This is a genomic window from Flavobacteriaceae bacterium HL-DH10 (genome assembly GCA_031826515.1).
Lineage (GTDB): Bacteria > Bacteroidota > Bacteroidia > Flavobacteriales > Flavobacteriaceae > Thalassobellus > Thalassobellus suaedae.
In genome coordinates, this window is sequence record CP134536.1 from 4,027,985 (window position 1) to 4,048,166 (window position 20,182).

Annotated in this window: 20 protein-coding genes and 1 pseudogene; 14 read left to right on the forward strand and 7 right to left on the reverse strand. The window is 34.3% G+C overall.

Going from position 1 to position 20,182, the window contains the following annotated elements; all coding sequences use genetic code 11:
• Nucleotides 1-14: 14 nt before the first annotated feature.
• The 7 genes from RHP49_17065 to RHP49_17095 all read right to left on the reverse strand — a co-directional run bounded on the left by RHP49_17065 (nt 15) and on the right by RHP49_17095 (nt 6,856).
• Nucleotides 15-1,100, reverse strand: coding sequence for a glycoside hydrolase family 43 protein (locus RHP49_17065; GenBank protein WNH12586.1), 1,086 nt, complete (start codon nt 1,098-1,100; stop codon nt 15-17).
• Nucleotides 1,101-1,103: 3 nt separating this feature from the next.
• The gene (locus tag RHP49_17070) at nt 1,104-2,585 is read right to left on the reverse strand and encodes a family 1 glycosylhydrolase (protein ID WNH12587.1); all 1,482 of its coding nucleotides are present in this window, start codon (nt 2,583-2,585) and stop codon (nt 1,104-1,106) included.
• Between the two features lie 42 nt (nt 2,586-2,627).
• Complete coding sequence (locus tag RHP49_17075; GenBank protein ID WNH12588.1) at nt 2,628-3,383, reverse strand: cyclase family protein; 756 nt, start codon at nt 3,381-3,383, stop codon at nt 2,628-2,630.
• An 18-nt stretch (nt 3,384-3,401) separates the two neighbouring features.
• Nucleotides 3,402-4,139, reverse strand: coding sequence for an SDR family oxidoreductase (locus RHP49_17080; GenBank protein WNH12589.1), 738 nt, complete (start codon nt 4,137-4,139; stop codon nt 3,402-3,404).
• Nucleotides 4,140-4,141: 2 nt separating this feature from the next.
• Nucleotides 4,142-5,419 carry a histidinol dehydrogenase gene (hisD, locus tag RHP49_17085; GenBank protein WNH12590.1) on the reverse strand — a complete coding sequence of 426 codons (1,278 nt, stop codon included), beginning with the start codon at nt 5,417-5,419 and terminating at the stop codon, nt 4,142-4,144.
• A gap of 14 nt (nt 5,420-5,433) precedes the next feature.
• Complete coding sequence (locus RHP49_17090; GenBank protein ID WNH12591.1) at nt 5,434-5,736, reverse strand: antibiotic biosynthesis monooxygenase; 303 nt, start codon at nt 5,734-5,736, stop codon at nt 5,434-5,436.
• A 250-nt stretch (nt 5,737-5,986) separates the two neighbouring features.
• Nucleotides 5,987-6,856, reverse strand: a complete 870-nt coding sequence (locus RHP49_17095) for a helix-turn-helix domain-containing protein (protein WNH12592.1) — start codon at nt 6,854-6,856, stop codon at nt 5,987-5,989.
• A gap of 207 nt (nt 6,857-7,063) precedes the next feature.
• Here RHP49_17095 and pcaH point away from each other — a divergent pair, with 207 nt between their 5' ends.
• The 14 genes and pseudogenes from pcaH (at nt 7,064) to RHP49_17165 (ending at nt 19,775) form a co-directional block, all read left to right on the forward strand.
• Nucleotides 7,064-7,771 carry a protocatechuate 3,4-dioxygenase subunit beta gene (gene pcaH, locus RHP49_17100; protein ID WNH12593.1) on the forward strand — a complete coding sequence of 236 codons (708 nt, stop codon included), beginning with the start codon at nt 7,064-7,066 and terminating at the stop codon, nt 7,769-7,771.
• Nucleotides 7,772-7,773: 2 nt separating this feature from the next.
• A complete protein-coding gene (gene pcaG / locus RHP49_17105; GenBank protein ID WNH12594.1) occupies nt 7,774-8,319 on the forward strand; it encodes a protocatechuate 3,4-dioxygenase subunit alpha in 546 nt (181 codons plus the stop codon).
• Between the two features lie 12 nt (nt 8,320-8,331).
• Nucleotides 8,332-9,642: a 3-carboxy-cis,cis-muconate cycloisomerase gene (pcaB, locus tag RHP49_17110; protein WNH12595.1), complete on the forward strand. Its 1,311-nt coding sequence runs from the start codon at nt 8,332-8,334 to the stop codon at nt 9,640-9,642.
• Nucleotides 9,643-9,677: 35 nt separating this feature from the next.
• Nucleotides 9,678-10,745, forward strand: coding sequence for an aromatic ring-hydroxylating dioxygenase subunit alpha (locus RHP49_17115; protein WNH12596.1), 1,068 nt, complete (start codon nt 9,678-9,680; stop codon nt 10,743-10,745).
• Nucleotides 10,745-11,728 (forward strand): PDR/VanB family oxidoreductase, encoded by a 984-nt coding sequence (locus tag RHP49_17120; GenBank protein ID WNH12597.1) that lies wholly within the window; start codon nt 10,745-10,747, stop codon nt 11,726-11,728. Before RHP49_17115 ends, RHP49_17120 begins: the two co-directional genes overlap by 1 nt.
• 8 nt (nt 11,729-11,736) lie before the next feature.
• Nucleotides 11,737-12,861 (forward strand): 3-oxoadipate enol-lactonase, encoded by a 1,125-nt coding sequence (gene pcaD / locus RHP49_17125; protein WNH12598.1) that lies wholly within the window; start codon nt 11,737-11,739, stop codon nt 12,859-12,861.
• A gap of 9 nt (nt 12,862-12,870) precedes the next feature.
• Nucleotides 12,871-14,064, forward strand: a complete 1,194-nt coding sequence (locus RHP49_17130; GenBank protein WNH12599.1) for a 4-hydroxybenzoate 3-monooxygenase — start codon at nt 12,871-12,873, stop codon at nt 14,062-14,064.
• 10 nt (nt 14,065-14,074) lie between these two features.
• A complete protein-coding gene (locus RHP49_17135; protein WNH12600.1) occupies nt 14,075-15,421 on the forward strand; it encodes a 3-oxoacid CoA-transferase in 1,347 nt (448 codons plus the stop codon).
• A 6-nt stretch (nt 15,422-15,427) separates the two neighbouring features.
• Nucleotides 15,428-16,639, forward strand: coding sequence for a 3-oxoadipyl-CoA thiolase (gene pcaF, locus RHP49_17140; GenBank protein ID WNH12601.1), 1,212 nt, complete (start codon nt 15,428-15,430; stop codon nt 16,637-16,639).
• Between the two features lie 567 nt (nt 16,640-17,206).
• Complete coding sequence (locus RHP49_17145; protein ID WNH12602.1) at nt 17,207-17,542, forward strand: EamA family transporter; 336 nt, start codon at nt 17,207-17,209, stop codon at nt 17,540-17,542.
• A 198-nt stretch (nt 17,543-17,740) separates the two neighbouring features.
• Nucleotides 17,741-17,968, forward strand: a pseudogene (locus tag RHP49_17150) (transposase).
• Between the two features lie 310 nt (nt 17,969-18,278).
• Nucleotides 18,279-18,518, forward strand: coding sequence for a helix-turn-helix transcriptional regulator (locus RHP49_17155; GenBank protein WNH12603.1), 240 nt, complete (start codon nt 18,279-18,281; stop codon nt 18,516-18,518).
• Nucleotides 18,490-18,807, forward strand: coding sequence for a HipA N-terminal domain-containing protein (locus RHP49_17160; protein ID WNH12604.1), 318 nt, complete (start codon nt 18,490-18,492; stop codon nt 18,805-18,807). The genes RHP49_17155 and RHP49_17160 overlap by 29 nt, the downstream gene beginning before the upstream one ends.
• On the forward strand, nt 18,804-19,775 hold the full coding sequence (locus RHP49_17165) for a HipA domain-containing protein (GenBank protein WNH12605.1): 972 nt from the start codon (nt 18,804-18,806) through the stop codon (nt 19,773-19,775). The genes RHP49_17160 and RHP49_17165 overlap by 4 nt, the downstream gene beginning before the upstream one ends.
• Nucleotides 19,776-20,182: the final 407 nt, after the last annotated feature.

The following is a 20,182-nucleotide window of genomic DNA, read 5'->3' on the forward strand; positions in this document are numbered from 1 at the left end:
TCTGTAAATTATAATTATCCACTTCTGGCACCTGAATATAATTCCAATCCAACCCATTTGTTTTCAATTGGTGTTATTGGCAATGTTGAGTGTGTCATCGCGATACTAACGGTACCATTGCCGTTAACTACTGGCCAACTATTATCCTGCCAAACTACTGGAGCTAAACAGGTTTCCCTGCCCAAAATATGATGGAAACCATTGGTTACAGTTCGGTATCCATGAAAAACCATCCACCATGAATTATCGTGCGCCTGAACCATATCGGCGTGCCCAACCCCTTGAATGGGATACCCTTGACCCGTCCTGTTATCGTGAGTTAAAATAGGATTAGAAGGATTATCGATATATGGTCCCCAAATGCTTTGACTTCTGGCTATGGTTTCAGAATGCCCTTGTTCGGTGCCGCCTTCAGCTGCCATCAAATAATAGAGTCCGTCTTTTTTATAAATATGTGGTCCTTCCAAATATTTGCCGCCAGTGCCATTCCAAATTTTTCTTCCTTCTGAAAGCAATGTTCCTGTTTTTAAATCAATCTGAAACAATTCAAACGTTGATGTTATAACATAAGATTTACCATCATCATCAAAAAACAAATCTGGATCAATACCTTTTGCTTTGAAATATATGGTATTAGACCATGGTCCTGAAGGATTTGTTGCGGTTACATAAAAATTACCTTGACCCATTAAATTTGTAGATAACATGTAAAATATGCCATTATCATACCTAATGGTTGGCGCAAAAATCAAGAGTCCATTAGGAAACTGTTCCTTTCTATCTAAACAATGCCCAATCTGCTCCCAATTAACCAAATCTTTACTATGAAAAACTGGAACCCCAGGAAAATATTCGAATGTACTTGATATTAAATAATAATCATCGTTTACTCGACACACACTTGGGTCTGAATAAAACCCTGGAATTACAGGGTTATTATATGTTGTTTCTTTATTTAAATTTAGATTAGCAGAAAACGAGTTACTATTATCTATACCAGGGAATCCTCCCGAAAGATCTTGTGCTCCGATGGCATTAAAAACCATGAATACACATAAACTGGCAATCGTGCGTTTTCCTAATAAATATCTAATCATCATTTTTTAATTAACTTTCAGCCCTTTTTTCTCTTTCAATATTTTTTGATATTCATAATAGCTTTCCTTTGGAATACGTTCTTGAGTTTCAAAATCTACATAAATAAGACCAAAACGCGCCGTATAACCAAACACCCATTCAAAATTATCCCATCCAGACCAAGCCATATAACCAATTAAATTAGCACCATCTTCTTTTGCTTTAAGGGCAGAATTGATGTGTCTTTTAATAAAATCTGCACGCAACGGGTCTTTAACTACCGGAGTTTCTTTTACATCTTCACCTTCAAAGCCAGCGCCATTCTCGGTTATCATCATTACAGGGTTGTTATATTCCTTTTTTAATCGCATTAATAAATTATATAATTCATCTGGACGAACAGGACCATTATGAGACTTAACTTCATCAGTATTCAATCCCATCCAAGTTGTTGAAAATGGCACTAACGCGTCATATTTCACAAGTGCTGGCGCATAAAAATTTATTCCTAAAAAATCTGGTTTATTATCACCTAAAAACTTTAATTCTTTTTCTGTTGGATTAAATTCCGGTACATATTTTTGAACGGAGTCTTTAACCTGACTTGGAAAGCTTCCTTTTAAAATAGGATCCAGTAAAAACGTATTTAAAAGTTTATCTTGCAACGCAGCAGCCTTAACATCTAAATCATTGCTAGGATCAAATGGCAATGTTGGCGATAAATTTAAAGTAATACCAATAGAACCTTTCAAGCCCTTTTCTTTGTATAATTTCACAGTTTCTGCACTTGCTAAAATTTGACGATATGCTTTGGCATATCCTCGAGAAAACCTTAAAACATCTGCGTCTTTACTTTGCTCTAAATTCATTAAATACTCTGCGACAAGAAACTCTATATAAGGTTCGTTAAACGTAATAAAATAGTTTACTTTTTCACCAAATCTATCAAAAACAACAGAAGCATAGTTTTTAAACCAATTTCCCATTTCGGGGTTTGCCCAACCGCCTTTTTTAACTAACACCATAGGATAATCGAAATGATACAATGTTACTACAGGCTCTAACCCAAAAGATTTACAATCATCTATTAATTGATCATAATGAGCAATAGCCAACTCATTAACTTCACCTGTTCCATCTGGTATAATCCGACTCCAATCCAATGAAAACCTGTAAGCGTTAGCCCCCATATCTTGAAGCAATTTTAAATCTTTTAAATATTGCTCCCTATCATACATATTAGCAGCAACGTTCCCTGTGTGCTTTTCGCCGATAATAAATTTTGTTACTCCAACCGTATTCGTTGCAAAATCCCATTTCGATTCCCCTTTCCCATCTTCTTGGTAACTCCCTTCAATTTGATAAGCTGCACTTGCTACACCAAACAAAAAATCGTTTTTCTCAACAGCATTAGGTTTTACAATGGATTCGCTTTTTTCTTTTTTATTGCCACAAGATGTACTAATAAAGAGTATTGCCGCCAAAACTGGTAAGATATAATTTTTCATTTTTTTAGTTTAATTGATAATTTAAAGTTACTATTTTTTGCACTATTCTATAATTGCCACAGCGCGTGTCCACCCCGCACTTCCTCCTTTTATTTTTGCAGGAAAGCAAGATACCTTAAATCCGAAAGGTGGTAATTGATCTAGATTAGCTAGTTTTTCAATTTGGCAGTATTCCTTTTCAATCCCAACGTAATGCGCCTCCCAAATAATTCCTGGCCTTGGATTTTTTCTATACTCCTCGGCTTGAATGTGCAACGGGATATCCCAACCCCATCCATCGGTACCCATTACTTTTACACCTTGATCTATTAACCAATGGGTTGCTTTTGCAGAAGCACCAACGTGAATCTTAACAAAATCATCATCGTGTATTCTTTTGTCGGCGTCACATCGAATCAATACAATATCAAAAGGTTTCAAGGTATAATTTATATCCTTTAATTTTTCAATTAAATCTTCTGGTTCAAACATATAACCATCAGGTTTATCTGTAAAATCTAAAACCACACCATCGTGAAAAAACCAATCTAAAGGCATTTCATCTATGGTTCGAGATGGCTTTCCTTCACAGGTTGGAAAATAATGATAAGGTGCATCAACATGGGTTCCACAATGACTCGTTACACTTAAAAACTCACCTGCAGGCCCATTACCATCAATAAACACATCGGTAAGACCTTGAAAAAGTTTTCCACCCATTTTTTTTGCACCTGCTTTATGGTCTTCATATACAATTGAAGTTGGAAGCGGTTCTTTAATTTCCTCTGAAATAGTTACTGAAAGATCTATAATTTTCATTTATTTTCTATTTATATTTTATAACAATCTACCACCATCGACGGTGATAATATTTCCTGTTGAAAAGGTTAGCTGTGTTGCTGCCGAAAAAACAGCTTGCGCTACATCTTTACCTAATGCAAACCGACCTAGCGGTGTGTTATCCTTTTGATTTTTTAAAAACACAGGATCCATATTTGTAGTATAATCACCCTCTACAAAACCTGGAGACACAGACACTACTCTTATTTTAGGCGCCAAAGCCCGAGCTAAAGAACGCGTCATGGAATCTAAAGCGGCTTTTGAAGCACAATACGCCACATTACTACCTATACCAAATATCCCTGCTATTGAAGAAATATTTATAACAACTCCTGCTGAATGAGATGACTTTTGAAGTAAATCTTTAAAAGTCCGCACCATAGCAAAAGAACCTCTAAAATTGGTTTGCATAATTTTATCTATCCAATCATCGGTTAACCCCTCTAAATCACTATGTGGTACCGGCGTTGTAATGCCCGCGTTGTTCACCAAAACATCTAGAGCCTTATAATTTTTATCAAAAAAGGTTTTAAACTCCTTTAATTTATCAGTATCAGTTGTTGGCGCTTTAAAAGCTGCATGATTGCCTTTAGGTAAAGATTTAATAAAATTTTCAGCACGTTCGGTATTGGAGTTGTATGTAATAATTACATCAAAACCATATTCAGCAAATTGCCTACTAATTGCCGATCCAATCTCTCCCGAGCCTCCTGTTATTATTACCGTTTTACGCATATTTAATTTTTATAACGTCTAACCCTAATATCTGCCTGCTCTTTATGTCCTGCAAATTTTTCAATTTCACATAAACGTGAACAGTATTCTCCAATCATAGCACTAGCTTCAGGTGTTTTAATTTCTTGATAAGTACACGTTTTCATAAATTTGCCTACCCAAAGACCTCCCGTAAATTTAGCACCGTGTTTTGTTGGCAAGGTATGGTTCGTTCCAATAACCTTGTCTCCATAAGCCACATTCGTATATTTTCCCAAGAACAAGGCTCCATAATTAGTCATATTTTCCAAGAAATATCTAGGATCTTCTGTCATAACCTGAACATGCTCACTAGCTATTCTATCGGCTTCTTCAACTAGCTCATCTACGGTGTCCACTAAAATTATTTGTCCGTAATCTTTCCAAGACACACTAGCAATATCTGCCGTTGGCAATGTTTTTAACTGACGCTCTACTTCTTTTAAAGTGTCGTTAGCCAACTCCTCAGAATTAGTCAACAAAATGGCTGGAGAGGTTGGTCCATGTTCGGCTTGTCCCAATAAATCAGTGGCACAAATTTCGGCATCACTGGTATGGTCGGCAATAACTAAAGTTTCTGTTGGACCTGCCAACAAATCGATACCCACTTTTCCGAATAATTGTCTTTTTGCTTCAGCTACGTACGCATTACCAGGACCGACTATCATATCAACAGGCTCAATGGTTTCTGTACCTAATGCCATAGCAGCAATTGCCTGAACACCTCCTAATAAATATATTTCATCGGCTCCAGCCAAATGCATAGCAGTAACGGTTTCGGCAGGAATTTCTCCTTTAATCGGTGGTGTGCATGCAATAACACGTTTTACACCTGCAACTTTTGCAGTTAACACACTCATGTGCGCAGAAGCCACCATTGGATATCTACCTCCAGGAATATAACAACCCACACTATTTACAGGAATGTTTTTATGTCCTAAAAAAACACCTGGCAAAGTTTCTACTTCAATATCTTTCATTGAGTTTTTCTGGTGCGTAGCAAAGTTTCTAATCTGTGCTTGGGCAAACTTAATATCTTCAATGGTTTGTGGCGAAACACTCGACACAATGTCTTTTATTTGCGCTTCTGTAAGACGAAAACTTTCCGGAGACCATTTATCAAATTTTTCAGAATAAGATCGAACAGCTTCATCACCACCTTCTTTAATGTCGTTCAGCAAGTTTTCTACAATATCCCTAACTTTCCTGTCATTTGATTCTGCTTCAAAAAGCGCTATACCTTCTTTAATTATTCGTTTCATATTTAGTTGAAATTTTATTTATTTAATATAGTAATGCATTTAAAATGTTCGGCCACCGGAGGATTATTAAAAAACGGTGATAAAATTGCGCGCCACTGCACAAACAATTCCGATTCCCGAAAACCGATGGTATGGTCTTCTATAGTCTCCCACGAAATCAAAACCACAAACTTGGTTTTTGTTTCTAAGCAGTGCTGAAATTCCAAGCCCTGAAACCCTTTAGCCATAGACACAACAGCCTTGGCTTCTTCGCAAGCCCCCATAAACTGTTCAATAGAATCTGCTTTAATATCAAAAGTTGCTATTTCTAATATCATATTTTTTTAGCTTTTATTATATTGATCTGAAGTTTAATACACCTATAAAATAATTAAATGATAATTTACAGATATATATTTTACAAAATTGATAAAAAGAAAGATTGATTGAGAATCATTTATATGACATAAATATTCAAAATCAATCATTTAATAAAAACAAACCAAATTTTAAGGCTATTTAGTATTCTATTTTAAGCGTTTACGGTATTACAACTTAAAACAAAAACACCAATTACATGACGTTTTACTAGGAATTCCTGAATTCTCTAGGCGGCACTCCTACTAATTTTTTAAATAATCGAGTGAAGTAAGCAGGATCATTAAAATTCAAAAAATATGCAATCTCTGAAACCGAATAAGATGTATTTAATAAGTATTTTTTTGCCTCACTAATCACAAAACCTTGAACAACCTTTAAAGCAGACTCACCAACAACCGCATGACAAACTCTATTAAGATGCATCTGTGTAATATTTAATTTCTCTGAATATTGCTCGATTGACAAAGGGTTTTGAAGCGATTGTTTAATTAACTTTTGAAAATTTCTAAAATGTATTAATGTTTTATTAGGTGTATTTAATTCAACATATTCATTCTCATAACCTTTTCTGTATAATTTTAAAAACAGTAACTGAAAATACGATTGTAAACACAATTGCCTCTCGACATTATCATCTATAATTTCATTTTTTATTTTTTTAACTAAGTATATAAAATCACTAAATACCTTTTTATCATCTTTAAAAACAAATTGACTCAATTTATTTAATTTTAGATACAACTGCGCATGGTTTTTTAAAATGCTTTCAAAATAATTATCAGAAAAAGTTAAAACATCACCATCTATATTAGAATCAAAACTAAACCCATGCATAATAGATGCAGGAACAACAATAACACATGGACTAGAAATAACTATTTTATTTTTACCAGAAACCAATACACCTTTTCCAGAACGTATTATAAACATCTGAAATAATTCTGAATGCACGTGCTGACTTATTTCCCATGCATATATTTTACTTCTCTTTTCTAAGGATTCAAAATGAATAAAATCCGGAATAAAAGAAGTTTGATTATCCCCGTAAGGTCCCTTAAATTGTAATATAGACTTCATAACATGTTAATATATTACACAATATTTAAAAATACACAAAAAACTATTAAATTTTAATTCACTGTAAATTAAATATTTATATTTATAAACAACAAACAAACACAAACATTATTTTATAAAATGTTAATTTTGTACAATTATAAAATTATTTAATCCAATACCTAATTTGTTTATTTAAATAGTTTTGATACAAACTAAATTAGTATCATGAGTAAATTAATTTATAGTCAATTTGACATGGAAGTACAACCTCCATACTTAGCTCCAGAATACAAATCGACAATACTAAGATCACCTAGTAAACCTTTAATAATTACCAAAAAGACCTTGTCAGAATTATCGGGTCCAATTTTTAAAGATTTTGAACTAGGAAACTTAGATCATGACTTAACAAAAAATGCCATAAAAGATGGCGAACCTATTGGCGAACGCATAGTGGTTAATGGTAAAGTAACTAATGAATTAGGCCAACCTTTGCCTCATACATTGCTGGAGATATGGCAAGCCAATTCAGCAGGGAGATATGTACATAAAGTAGACCAACACGATGCTCCTCTAGATCCTAATTTCTTAGGAGCTGGAAGATGTATGACTGATGCAAACGGAAACTATAAATTTTACACTATAAAACCTGGCGCTTACCCTTGGGGAAATCATTCTAACGCATGGCGACCTAATCATATTCATTTTTCGCTTTTTGGAGGCGATATTTCTAACAGACTCATTACACAAATGTATTTTCCAAATGATCCTCTATTAGAATTTGACCCTATATACAATGCCATTCCAAAAAGAGGAAGAGAATTATTAATTTCAAGTTTCGACCTTTCTGTAACAGAACCAGAATATGCTTTAGGGTATCGGTTTGATATTGTTTTAAGAGGACATAACGCAACACCATTTGAAAACAAATAACTATGACTACAAAAAATAAAATATCACCTCAAACTCCATCTCAAACTGTAGGTCCTTATTTTGCGTACGGATTAACACCTGAACAATATGGGTATAATTTTAAAAGTTGGGTTGACAATAAAATGGTCGATCCTTCAAAAAACCCAAATGCAATAAACATTTTTGGTAAAGTTTATGATGGCGAAGGAAACACAATAAATGATGCCATGATTGAATTATGGCAAAATGATGGCGAAAAGAAACTATTTGGGAGATATGGCACAGGTACCGATGAAGATAATCAATTTTCGTTTTCAACCATAAAACCAAAATCTGTTGATGGTCAAGCTCCCTATATAAATGTCATTCTTTATATGCGTGGTCAATTATTACATTCTTACACACGCATTTATTTTTCAGACGAACAAGAATTAAACCAGACAGATAGCGTTTTAAACTCTATTCCAAATGAAAGAAGAGATACTATAATTGCTAAGAAAACAAATATTGGTTATGAATTCAACATTTATATGCAAGACGCTAACGAAACTGTCTTTTTTAAAATTTAATAGTCAATATTTATGTCTTTATACTCTGAAACATTTTATTCTAATGAAATAAATCAGCTATTCTCCAATAGATCTGTAATAACCAATATGCTAACTGCTGAAGCTACACTTGCAAAAGCACAAGCAGAATTAGGTTTAATACCTGTTGAAGCTGCTGAAATTATTGAATTTAGCTGTAACGTTGAATATATTGACATAGACAAATTAATTACTGACATAAAACTAGGTGGCAATGCAGCTATTCCATTAGTTCAGCAATTAACAAAAGTTATAAAGAATTCAAATTTTGAAGCTTCAAAATATGTTCATTTTGGAGCTACTAGTCAAGACATTATTGATACCGCTTCAATACTATCTATAAAAGAAGTTATCTCATGGATGGAAGATAAATTAATTACTCTTGAACAAGCTCTATTAAATATTACAAAAAAACACCAAAATACAATTATGATTGGTCGCACTTTAATGCAACAAGCTCGACCAATTACTTTTGGATTAAAAACTGCAAATTGGCTAGAAAGTATAACCCGTTCAAAACTTAGATTACAAACTGTTAAAACTGATGTTCTACAAATACAATTAAGTGGCGCTGTTGGTAGCGGCAATAACAATATTACTGACGAGGTTCAAATAAAATTTGCCGAATATTTAAATTTAAGAAATGCCTCACTATGGCAATCGCAAAGAGATGACTTAAATGAATTTGCTAGCGTTTTAGGGATTTTAAGTGGTTCTCTTGGAAAAATTGCTAAAGACATTTCTTTAATGATGCAAACGGAAGTTGGAGAAGCATTTGAAGGCGCACAAGAAGGGAAAGGGGGCTCTAGCACTATGCCTCATAAAAGAAACCCAGTAACATGCGCACTAATATTAAGCAATAGTACAAGAACACCAGGCCTAGTATCTACAATGCTATCTAGTATGATACAAGAACACGAGAGATCTGCTGGGTATTGGCATGCCGAATGGGAAACATTGACTCAATTAATAGGTTTAACATGCGGATCTCTTGAAAAAAGTATTGATTTAATTGAAAATTTAGAAGTAGAAACAGAACGTATGCTCCAAAATATTGAAATAACAAACGGTCTCATTTATGCAGAAAAAGTAGCCTTCGCTTTATCAAGTACATTAGGCAAAATGCAAGCACATGAAGCTATTAAAAAAGCATGTAAACTATCCATTTCTACTGGAAAGCATTTAAAACAAATAATTATAGAAACGCATACAGAAATAGATAATATTGACGAGCTATTTCAACCTGAAAATGCTATTGGAAATAGCATAAAATGGGTTGAAAAAATAATATATAGGTATTCTTAAATTTAATTAAAAGTTTCAACATAAAACTAAATAAAATGTCTAAAAAATACACCACATTCACCATGAATGAATCTTTTCCAATGAATGCATGGTATGCAGTAGCTTGGGATACAGAATTAAAACATGAGTTATTACCAAGAGTCATTTGCAATAAACCGTTAGTGCTTTATCGTAAAAAAGATGGCACTCCTGTAGTTTTAGAAGATGCCTGTTGGCATCGTTTACTTCCTCTATCCAAGGGGAAATTACGAGGAGACACAGTAGTTTGTGGTTATCATGGTTTAGAATTCAATAACGAAGGACAATGCACATATATGCCTTCTCAAAAAACTATTAATCCTTCAGCTTGTGTGCGCTCATATCCTGCTGTAGAAAAATATCGTTTTATTTGGGTGTGGATGGGCGACCCTGCAGTTGCAGACAGTAGTAAAATACCAGACATGCATTGGAATAATGATCCTGAATGGGCTGGTGATGGTAAAATGATTGAAGTTAAATGTAATTATAGATTGGTAATAGATAATTTAATGGATCTAACACATGAAACTTTTGTTCATTCTGAAAGTATTGGTGATCGAAATGTAGCCGAGGCTCCTTTCGATGTACATTATGATGAACATACAGCTACAGTAACCCGTTGGATGAAAGGCATAAAACCACCACCATTTTGGCATGGTCAATTAAATAAAAAAATAAAATATGACGGCTTAGTTGATCGTTGGCAAATTATAAAATTTGAAGCACCTTGCACTGTAAATATAGATGTTGGTGTTGCCGTTGCAGGCACTGGTGCTCCCGAAGGGGATAGATCTCAGGGAGTTAATGGTTATGTATTAAATACCATTACACCTTCTACTAATCAAACATGTTATTATTTCTGGGCCTTTAGTAGGAACTATAATCTTAAAGACCAAAGCAATACCACCGAACTAAAAGATGGCGTAGCTTCAATATTTGCACAAGACGAAGACATCCTTGAAGCTCAACAGAAAGCTATAAACACAAATCCAACGCGAGAATTTTATAATTTAAATATCGACGCTGGAGCTATGTGGGCTAGAAGAATTACAGACAAAATGGTTAAAAATGAAAATCAAGACTAATGCGATATAGAAACACTTGGGTTAACGCTACTATTACCAATACCGAATTGATAGCTAAAAACGTCGTAAAAATACAGTTAACACCAGAAAATGGTGCTAAAAAATTCACTGTTGGTTCACATATAGATGTTTCTTTTTTAATAAATGGAGTCACAGAAATTCGAAGCTACTCTCTGGTAGGTCAATATAACCCAAAAGAGCCCTATTCAATTGCTATAAAACGTCTACCCTCAAGTCGTGGTGGATCAAACTATATGTGGTCTTTAAAAAAAGGTAGTCAAATAAAAATTTCTCAACCTACCAATCATTTCGAATTAAAACACAATGCTAGTGATTATTTACTTATTGCTGGAGGTATTGGAATCACTCCATTATTAGGCATGGCAGAGCAATTGCACTCCAAAAAAGACATCAATTTACGGATGTTGTATTTAGGACGAAACGAAGAAGAAATGCCTTTTGCTGAACATTTAAAAACCCTCTTAGGAGATAGACTAGAACTACATTACAGTGATGAAAGCGGGTATTATGATATTGGTAAACTCAACTCTATAGCAAATAACCAGACGCAAATATATCTATGCGGACCTTTATTACTTATGAACAGCGTTCGTAAAATATGGGAAGCAAGTCCGTTTGAAAATGCACATTTACATTTTGAAACATTTGGAACTACAGGTTTATTTTCACCGCAAAATTTTACAGTAAAAATTCCACGTTTTAACAAAGAATTTGTTGTGGGTGAAAACCAAACCTTATTACAAGTTTTAGAAGAAAATAATTTAGAAATCATGTACGATTGTAAAAAAGGGGAATGTGGCTTATGTCAAGTTGATATATTGGAATACAAAGGCGATATAGACCATCGTGATTTATTTTTTAGTGAAGAAGAAAAAAGTAAAAACTTAAAAATGTGCGCTTGTGTGAGCAGAGTTGCCAATGGACATGTTGTAATTGACACCGCTTACAGAAGTAACATTTAACATAAAAAATGAAAACTAATTATAAAATTCAAGGCACGCCGAATAGTCCCGTATTGATGTTTTCTAACTCATTGGGTACTGATATGAGTATGTGGGATGAATTAATTCCTTACCTACTTCCATATTTTAGAGTTTTACAGTATGACACACGAGGTCATGGCAGTAGTGAAGCAACACAACACCCATATACTATTTCTTTATTAGGTCAGGACGTTATAGATTTATTAGATAAATTAAATCTTGACAAGGTGTACTTCTGTGGTCTTTCTATGGGCGGCTTAATTGGACAGTGGCTTGGGATAAATCACCCTGACCGCTTATTAAAACTTATTATAAGCAATACCGATTCTAAAATTGGAAATAATCAAGGTTGGAACGATCGCATAAAAACAATTTCAGAACATGGAATGAGCGCCATTATTGACAGTACATTAGAAAGATGGTTTACTGATAATTTTAGAAAAACAAATTCTAGCACAGTTGAACAAACCAAATCTATGTTTCTAGCTAACAATACTTTGGGATACACAAACTGCTGTGCCGCTGTAAGAGATGCCGATTTTAGAGAGACACTAAAAAATATTTCAACAGAAACGTTAATCATCACTGGTAATGAAGATACAGTTACTGGTGTTAATGCAGCAAATAAAATGGCTTTAGAAATCCCAAATTCAAACGTTGAAATCGTAAATGCTCGGCATTTATCCAGTACAGAGCTTCCCGAAATATATTCAGAATTACTTATTAATTTTATTATTGGAAACAATGTTTTTGATAGAGGCATGCACGTTAGACGCACCGTGTTAGGGGATACTCATGTAAACAGATCAAACTCAAATAAAAATAACTTTAATAGTGAATTTCAAGAATTTATTTCCAACTACGCATGGGGCGAAATCTGGACAAGACCGGGATTATCTAAACATAATAGAAGCTTAATTACACTCGCGATGCTAATAGCATTAAATAGAACGCCCGAATTTAAAATGCATCTTAGAGCCGCTTTTAATAATGGTGTTACTAAAAACGAAATTAAAGAAGTTATTATGCAATCTGGTATTTACTGTGGTCTTCCAGCAGCAAATGAGGCAATTCACATCGCAGAAGAAGTATTTAAAGAATTAGGATTATAATATTAGTAAATGAAAACAATTAAAACACAAGTTGGCATCATTGGTGCTGGACCAGCAGGACTGGTTTTGGCGCATTGGTTAAAAAAACACGGCATATCTTCTGTAATATTAGAACTACGTTCTAGGGAATACGTTGAAGGCAGAGTACGAGCAGGATTGTTAGAACAGAATACAGTAGATATTATTAAACACTTAGGTTTAGGAGATCGATTAGAAAAGGAAGGCATTGAACACGACGGGGTATACCTGAGTTTTGATGAAGAACGCATTCACGTACCGTTTTCTGAACTTACAAACGGAAGGAAAATCACTATTTACGGACAACAAGAAGTTGTTAAAGACCTTACAGATATCTGGCTGGAACAAGGTGAACAACTCTATTTTGAAACAGGAGCTAAAGAGATTGTAGATTTTGATACAGATAGTCCGAAAATTCATTTTGAAAAAAATGGTGAAGCAGGCATTCTAGAATGCGATTTCGTAGCCGCTTGCGATGGTTTTCATGGTATTGGCAGAAAAACAATGCCAAAGGATAGTTATAAATCCTATGATATCACCTACCCTTTTAGTTGGTTAGGTATTCTAGCAAATGTAGCCCCTTCAACAGACGAATTAATTTATGCTTATCATGAAAACGGATTCGCATTACATAGCTTGCGTTCAGAAACCGTAAGTCGTTTGTATTTGCAAGTTGATAATGATGAAAATTTAGACGACTGGCCTGATGACCGCATTTGGAAAGAGCTTTCTACCCGCTTAGGAACCAAAGGTTGGAAGCTAAAATCGGGCCCTATCTTCGATAAAAGCATCACACCCATGCGAAGTCATATGATTGATAATCTTCAATCTGGAAGGTTGTTTTTAGCAGGTGATTCTGGTCATATTGTACCTCCAACAGGTGGAAAAGGATTGAATCTAGCCGTTGCAGATGTTAAACATTTGGTAGATGGATTTGTAGATTTCTACAAAAATAACACCACCGAATTCCTTGATAATTATACCGAACAAGCCCTGAAAAGAATTTGGAGAGCACAAGATTTTTCAAACTTTATGACAACACTTTTTCATAAACAAGATAATCATGGTTCGTATACTTACAGATTACAAAAAGCAAAAATAGATTATATAAAAATGTCAAAAGCCTATAAAACAACCATTGCTGAGAATTATGTTGGATTGCCTTTTGAATCGTTTGAATCATAATATTATATAAATGAAAGAAGTACCACAAATAACCGCAAAAGAGGCTGCTACCTTAGTAAAAGATGGTGACATCATACTAGGTGGTGGTTTTGGCATGACCGGAAATCCGGTGCATGTCATTCATGCATTGGCTGAAACAAAAACAAAAAATTTAACATTTATAGCCAACAATGTGGGTGAACCTAACATGGGTGGTGGCCGTTTATTAAATAATGGGCAATTAAAAAAAATGGTGGGTTCGTTTTTTACATCTAATCCTGAAGCCGTCAAAGCCGCACAATCTGGAAGCATTGAATACGAATTATTGCCTCAAGGCACTCTAGCTGAAGCCATTAGATCTGGAGGTGCTGGTATTGGTGGCTTTTATACACCAACTTCGGCAGGAACTTTAATTGCAGAAGGAAGAGAGACCAAATACATTAACGGTAAAGAACAAGTTTTTATTGAAGGTATACGAGGTAATGTGGCAATCATCAGAGCTTGGAAAGCAGATACTTCAGGCAATTTACAGTACCGAATGACCGAGCAAAACTTTAACCGAGCCATGGCTACGGCAGCTGATATTGTAATTGCTGAAGTTCAGGAAATTGTTCCTGTAGGCTCTCTAGACCCCGATGAAATTCACACTCCTGGTTGTTTTATAGATTATTTAGTTGTAAAGAAATTATCTGAAGAAGATTTAGGAACTTCAGCTTCTGTAGGATTGTCTAAAGTCATTGATGAGAAGCGGATGAATATGGCTAAAAGAGCTTTCGCTGAATTAAATAAAGGAGATGTTGTAAATTTAGGTATTGGCATTCCCACTTTAGTTGCTGATTTGATCAAACCTGAAGACGGCATTATTTTACATACAGAAAATGGGATGTTAGGCGTTGGCCCAGAACCAAAAGATGGTAAAGGTGCTATGTTTTATCCGGTAAACGCAGGTAAAGTTCCAGTTACAGCATTACCAGGAAGCAGCTATTTTGATAGTGCCGATAGTTTTGCCATGATACGCGGTGGGCATATCGATGTTGCCATAATGGGAGGATTAGAAGTTGATGCCTCAGGTAATCTAGCCAATTGGTCCGTTCCAGGAAAGCCTTTATTAGGAGTTGGAGGCGCCATGGATTTAGCATCAGGTGCTAAAAAATTAATTATAACTTTAAGTCACTCAGATAGGTCTGGAACATCAAAAGTAGTAAACAAATGTACCTTACCTATTACTGATTATAATTGTGTAGATATACTAATTACCGAATTAGCGGTTTTTAAATTTATTGATGGCCAATTAACTCTAATTGAAATTTTACCAGGAAGTTCACTCGAAGAAATTAGAGCTAAAACGGAAGCTAAATTTATTGAAAAACTTAATTAAAAAAAAATGAGAGAAGCCTTTATAGTTGATGCATTAAGAACACCCATAGGAAGTTTTAAAGGGATTTTAGCTCCCGTAAGAGCAGATGATTTAGCTGCTATTCCGATAAAAGCATTATTAGAAAAGTATCCAAACATACCAAAAGATGCCATTGATGATGTTATTTTGGGTTGCCATAATCAAGCAGGAGAAGACAACCGTAACGTTGCTCGCATGGCTTTGTTATTAGCGGGTCTACCCTATTCTGTACCTGGAGAAACAATTAACAGACTTTGCTCCTCTGGGATGTCGGCTATCATTCATGCCAATAGAGCCATAAAAGCCAATGATGGCGATCTATTCATTGCTGGTGGTATGGAGCATATGTCTCGTGGACCTTTTGTGATTTCAAAAGCATCATCGGCTTATGGGAATGATTCTAAGATGGAAGATTCTAGTTTCGGATGGCGTTTTGTAAACCCCAAATTACATGAGTTGTATGGAACAGATGCTATGGGAATCACTGCAGAAAATCTAGCAGACATGTTTTCTATTTCCAGAGAAGACCAAGACTTGTTCGCGTTCAATTCTCAAATGAAAGCAACTAAAGCCCAAAAAAATGGCGTTTTGGCTGAAGAAATTATTTCTGTTGAAATTCCTCAAAGAAAAGGAAATTCTATTATTGTTGATACAGATGAATTTATAAGACCAAATACAACCCTAGAGACTTTAGCAAAACTTCGTGCCGTTTTTAAGAAGGACGGCACTGTAACTGCTGGTAATGCCTCTGGATTAAATGATGGTGCAGCTGCCATGTTAGTGGTTTCAGAAGAAGCACTAAAAAAATACAACTTAAAGCCTAAGTCTAGAATTGTTGCGTCTGCAGTTGTTGGTGTTGAACCAAAAATTATGGGAATCGGTCCTGTAGAAGCAACTAAAAAAGCACTAAAAAAAGCAGGATTAAAACTTAGTGACATGGATGTTATGGAATTTAACGAAGCATTTTCTGCACAAGCATTGGCTTGTACAAGACAATTAGGATTAGACGATAATGACCCTAGAGTTAACCCCAACGGAGGTGCTATTGCTATTGGTCACCCATTAGGAATGTCAGGCACACGAATTGTTCAAGCTGCTACAAACCAATTAATCCGTTCAGGAGGAAAATATGCGTTAGCTACCATGTGCATTGGTGTGGGTATGGGATATGCTGTTATTATTGAAAATATCACTGTTTAGATCATAATTTCTATCATTTAGCTAATGAAGTACATAAAAAAAAGATTCGAATATAAAAAACTGATCGAATATAAAAAGAGGAATAACCTATATGATTATTAACACCATAGCATTCACTCTTATGAATGCTATGGTAAAATATTTAAAACACATTCCTTCCATGGAACTTGTATTTTTTCGCTCTGTAGGTTCTAGTATATTGGCGACCAGTTATCTTTTAAAGCATAAAATCCCTCTATTTGGCAACAAACGTAAATTATTGATTTTAAAAAGTATTTTAGGATTAATGGCTATGAGTCTTTTTTACCTCCCTAAAATATTTACCAATTGGCATTGCCGTATCATTACGTTATTTGGCACCAATTTTCACAACTATTATTGCTGTATTTTTTTTAAAGGAACGGATACGTTTTATACAATTGTTTTTTATAATACTGGCCTTTACTGGTGTACTAATATTAAAAGAATTTGGGAATGATGTAAATATTTATGGTCTGGTTTTAGTATTATGCGCTTCCGTTTTAAGCAGTATTGATTACGTTATCGTTAGGAAAATAGGATTATCCCATGGTTATTGTAAATTATTTTATGGTTTTTTCAACTATTGTGGCCTTACTATTTTCATTAAATCATTGGGTACCCCCAGTGAATGGCAAAGAATGGCTTATCTTAATAAGTCTTGGTATTGCTGGAAATTACGGACAACTATATGTGACAAAAGCCATTCAGATTGCAGCCATCCATATTGTAACCCCAATAAATTATTTAGAAAGTGTTCTTGCCATTATTATTGGCATTTGTTGGTTTGGAGAGGGGTATGGCTTTTTTAGTATTTTGGGCGTAACAATAATTATTGCAAGATTAGTATTCAATACTTTGTATAAGCAAAAACTCAAAATTTAAATCTTTATTAAAATAAAATTTCTAAGATGAAGGCCTATATAAAATTTGAAAGGTTATTTGCAAAGTCTGATGAATTTGTCATTTTTATACATAATGTTTAAAATTATGTATAGAATTATAAAGTAATCAGACGGTGGACTTACTACATTAGACTGGACAAAAAGTTGTGAGATTTAAAGTTGCATAAATTAACTTTGAATCATAAAAAAAAGAAACAGAAATTACAGCACATCATTTAAACAAAAGGCAGTAGAATTAAGCTATGCCCGTGGTCATGTTAAACAAGTTTGTAAGGAACTGGATATTCCTTACTCCGTACTGCACCGCTGGCGACGAGAATCCCAAGATTATGGCAAGAACAGTTTTCCAGGTAGAGAGGTTCCAAAATTGACAGATGAGCAAAAAGAAATAGTACGACTAAAGAAGTAATTAAAGGATATATCGGAGGAACACGAGATCTTAAAAAAGGATAACTTTATAGAAGTTTTGGAAAATTAAACAGTTCTAAACAAGGGAAGCCTACAACTTATGAAAACACAAAATGAACACTGGCGAAAAAAAACAGCCAAAAAGCAACTTTAGAAACCAAACTTTTAGTCGTTGGCCAAATTCTAAACGATCCAATATATAATTTATACCCTATAAGGTACAAATACATCAATATAAAAATATTTACACCCTTTGAGGTATAATTATAAAATATTTTCCTATATTGTACCCATAAAGGTATAATAAAATGGAATGGATTAGAGATAATACAATAGCCCAATTTGTAAGGGATAGACGTAAAAAAGCAAATCTAACGCAAGTAGAATTATCAGACTTCACAGGTGTAGGCTTGCGTTTTGTACGCGAACTCGAACAAGGAAAACCAAATGTAATGACCGATAAAGTAAATCAAGTATTATTATTTTTTGGGCACACACTAACACCAACACCTATAAGCGATGAGACAAGGAGAAATCTGGGTAAATAAAACCTTAGCTGGTATATTAACCGAGGACGATAATGGCTATCATTTCAAGTATGACAAAGCATACCTAGGAAATGAAAGTGCATTAGCAGTGAGTTTGACGTTACCTTTACAAGAAGAACCGTTTAGTGCCGAACACCTATTCCCTTTCTTCGATGGTTTAATTCCAGAAGGTTGGCTATTAAACATTGCACATAAAAATTGGAAAATAAATCCAAGAGACCGCATGGGCTTATTATTAACCATATGTAGAGATTGTATTGGCAATATTAGCATTATAGAGAAAGTATGAACTACTGTTTAGCATGTCATAAAAAACTAGAAGATGGTGACATAAACTACCATCAAAAATGTCTAACAGCATTTTGGCAAGAAGACACGCCTGTACTAAAATTAGAATATGAGATATCCCAAATCGAAGCGTTGGCAAAAGAAAACGTAGCACAACGCATCATTGTTACAGGCGTACAACCAAAATTATCATTAGGTTTTACACAAGAAAATGCTCAAAATAGGTTAACCATTGTAGGTGCATTAAATGGCAGGTATATTTTAAAACCACCATTTCATATGTATCCACAAATGCCAGAAATTGAGGCGCTATCTATGTTATTGGCAAAAGCTTGCGGTATAGCAACAGTACCCTTTTTATTAATCCCATTAAAAGATGGCGCTTTAGCCTATTTAACCAAGCGTATAGATCGTACAGCCAATAACGAAAAGTACCCAATGGAAGATGCTTGCCAATTCACAGAGCGACTCACAGAACATAAATATCGTGGTTCATACGAGCAAATAACAAAGGGCATTATAACCTATACACAAAACCCATTACTGGATGCTGTAAAATTTTATGAGCAAGTTATTGTTTCTTTCCTTATTGGAAATAACGATATGCATTTAAAAAACTTTTCACTCATTGCAAAAGACAATAAACATTATGCTTTGGCACCAGCCTATGATATGGTAGCGGTTAAATTATTAATTCCAGAAGATCAAGAGGAATTGGCTCTAAACCTCAACGGAAAAAAGCGAAAAATTAAACGTCTAGATTTTAACGAAGCCATGGCCAAAGCACAAATACCTGCAAAAGCGATTGAAAACCTATGGAATCGTATAGAAAGAGGTATGCAACAGTGGCTAGGTTTAATAAATAATAGTTTTTTAAGTTTAGAACAAAAAGAAATATTTAAAGAGCTCATTGAAACAAGAGCTAAACAAATAAATTTAAGTTTTATTAATAACAAGAATAATGATTAGAACTTTATTAACTTATTAAGACTGATGAAATAATGAGATTTTAAAAAAATTCAAATTCCAAATAATCCACTTGATCAATATAAAACATTTATTGACACTCTAGATAACCAAATCCAACTAAAACTATCCATTTTTTATTTAGAATGAACATAAATTAAGTTGCGGTGCGTAACTAGGTGCGTATTAAAAACATGATGCTTTTAACATACTATAAACATTGGGGAAAATAGTTTTTTGGATAGTTCCTCTTTCTCCGCTTAGAGATTAACAAATCTCACCAAAAGCCGATAAACACTATGTTTATCGGCTTTTTTAATTTTATTTAATACCAAATAAATTCATATAATATCAAACAAAAAGTGCGGGATTCGGTGCGTAAATTTCTAATTAAAAATACGCACCGAATA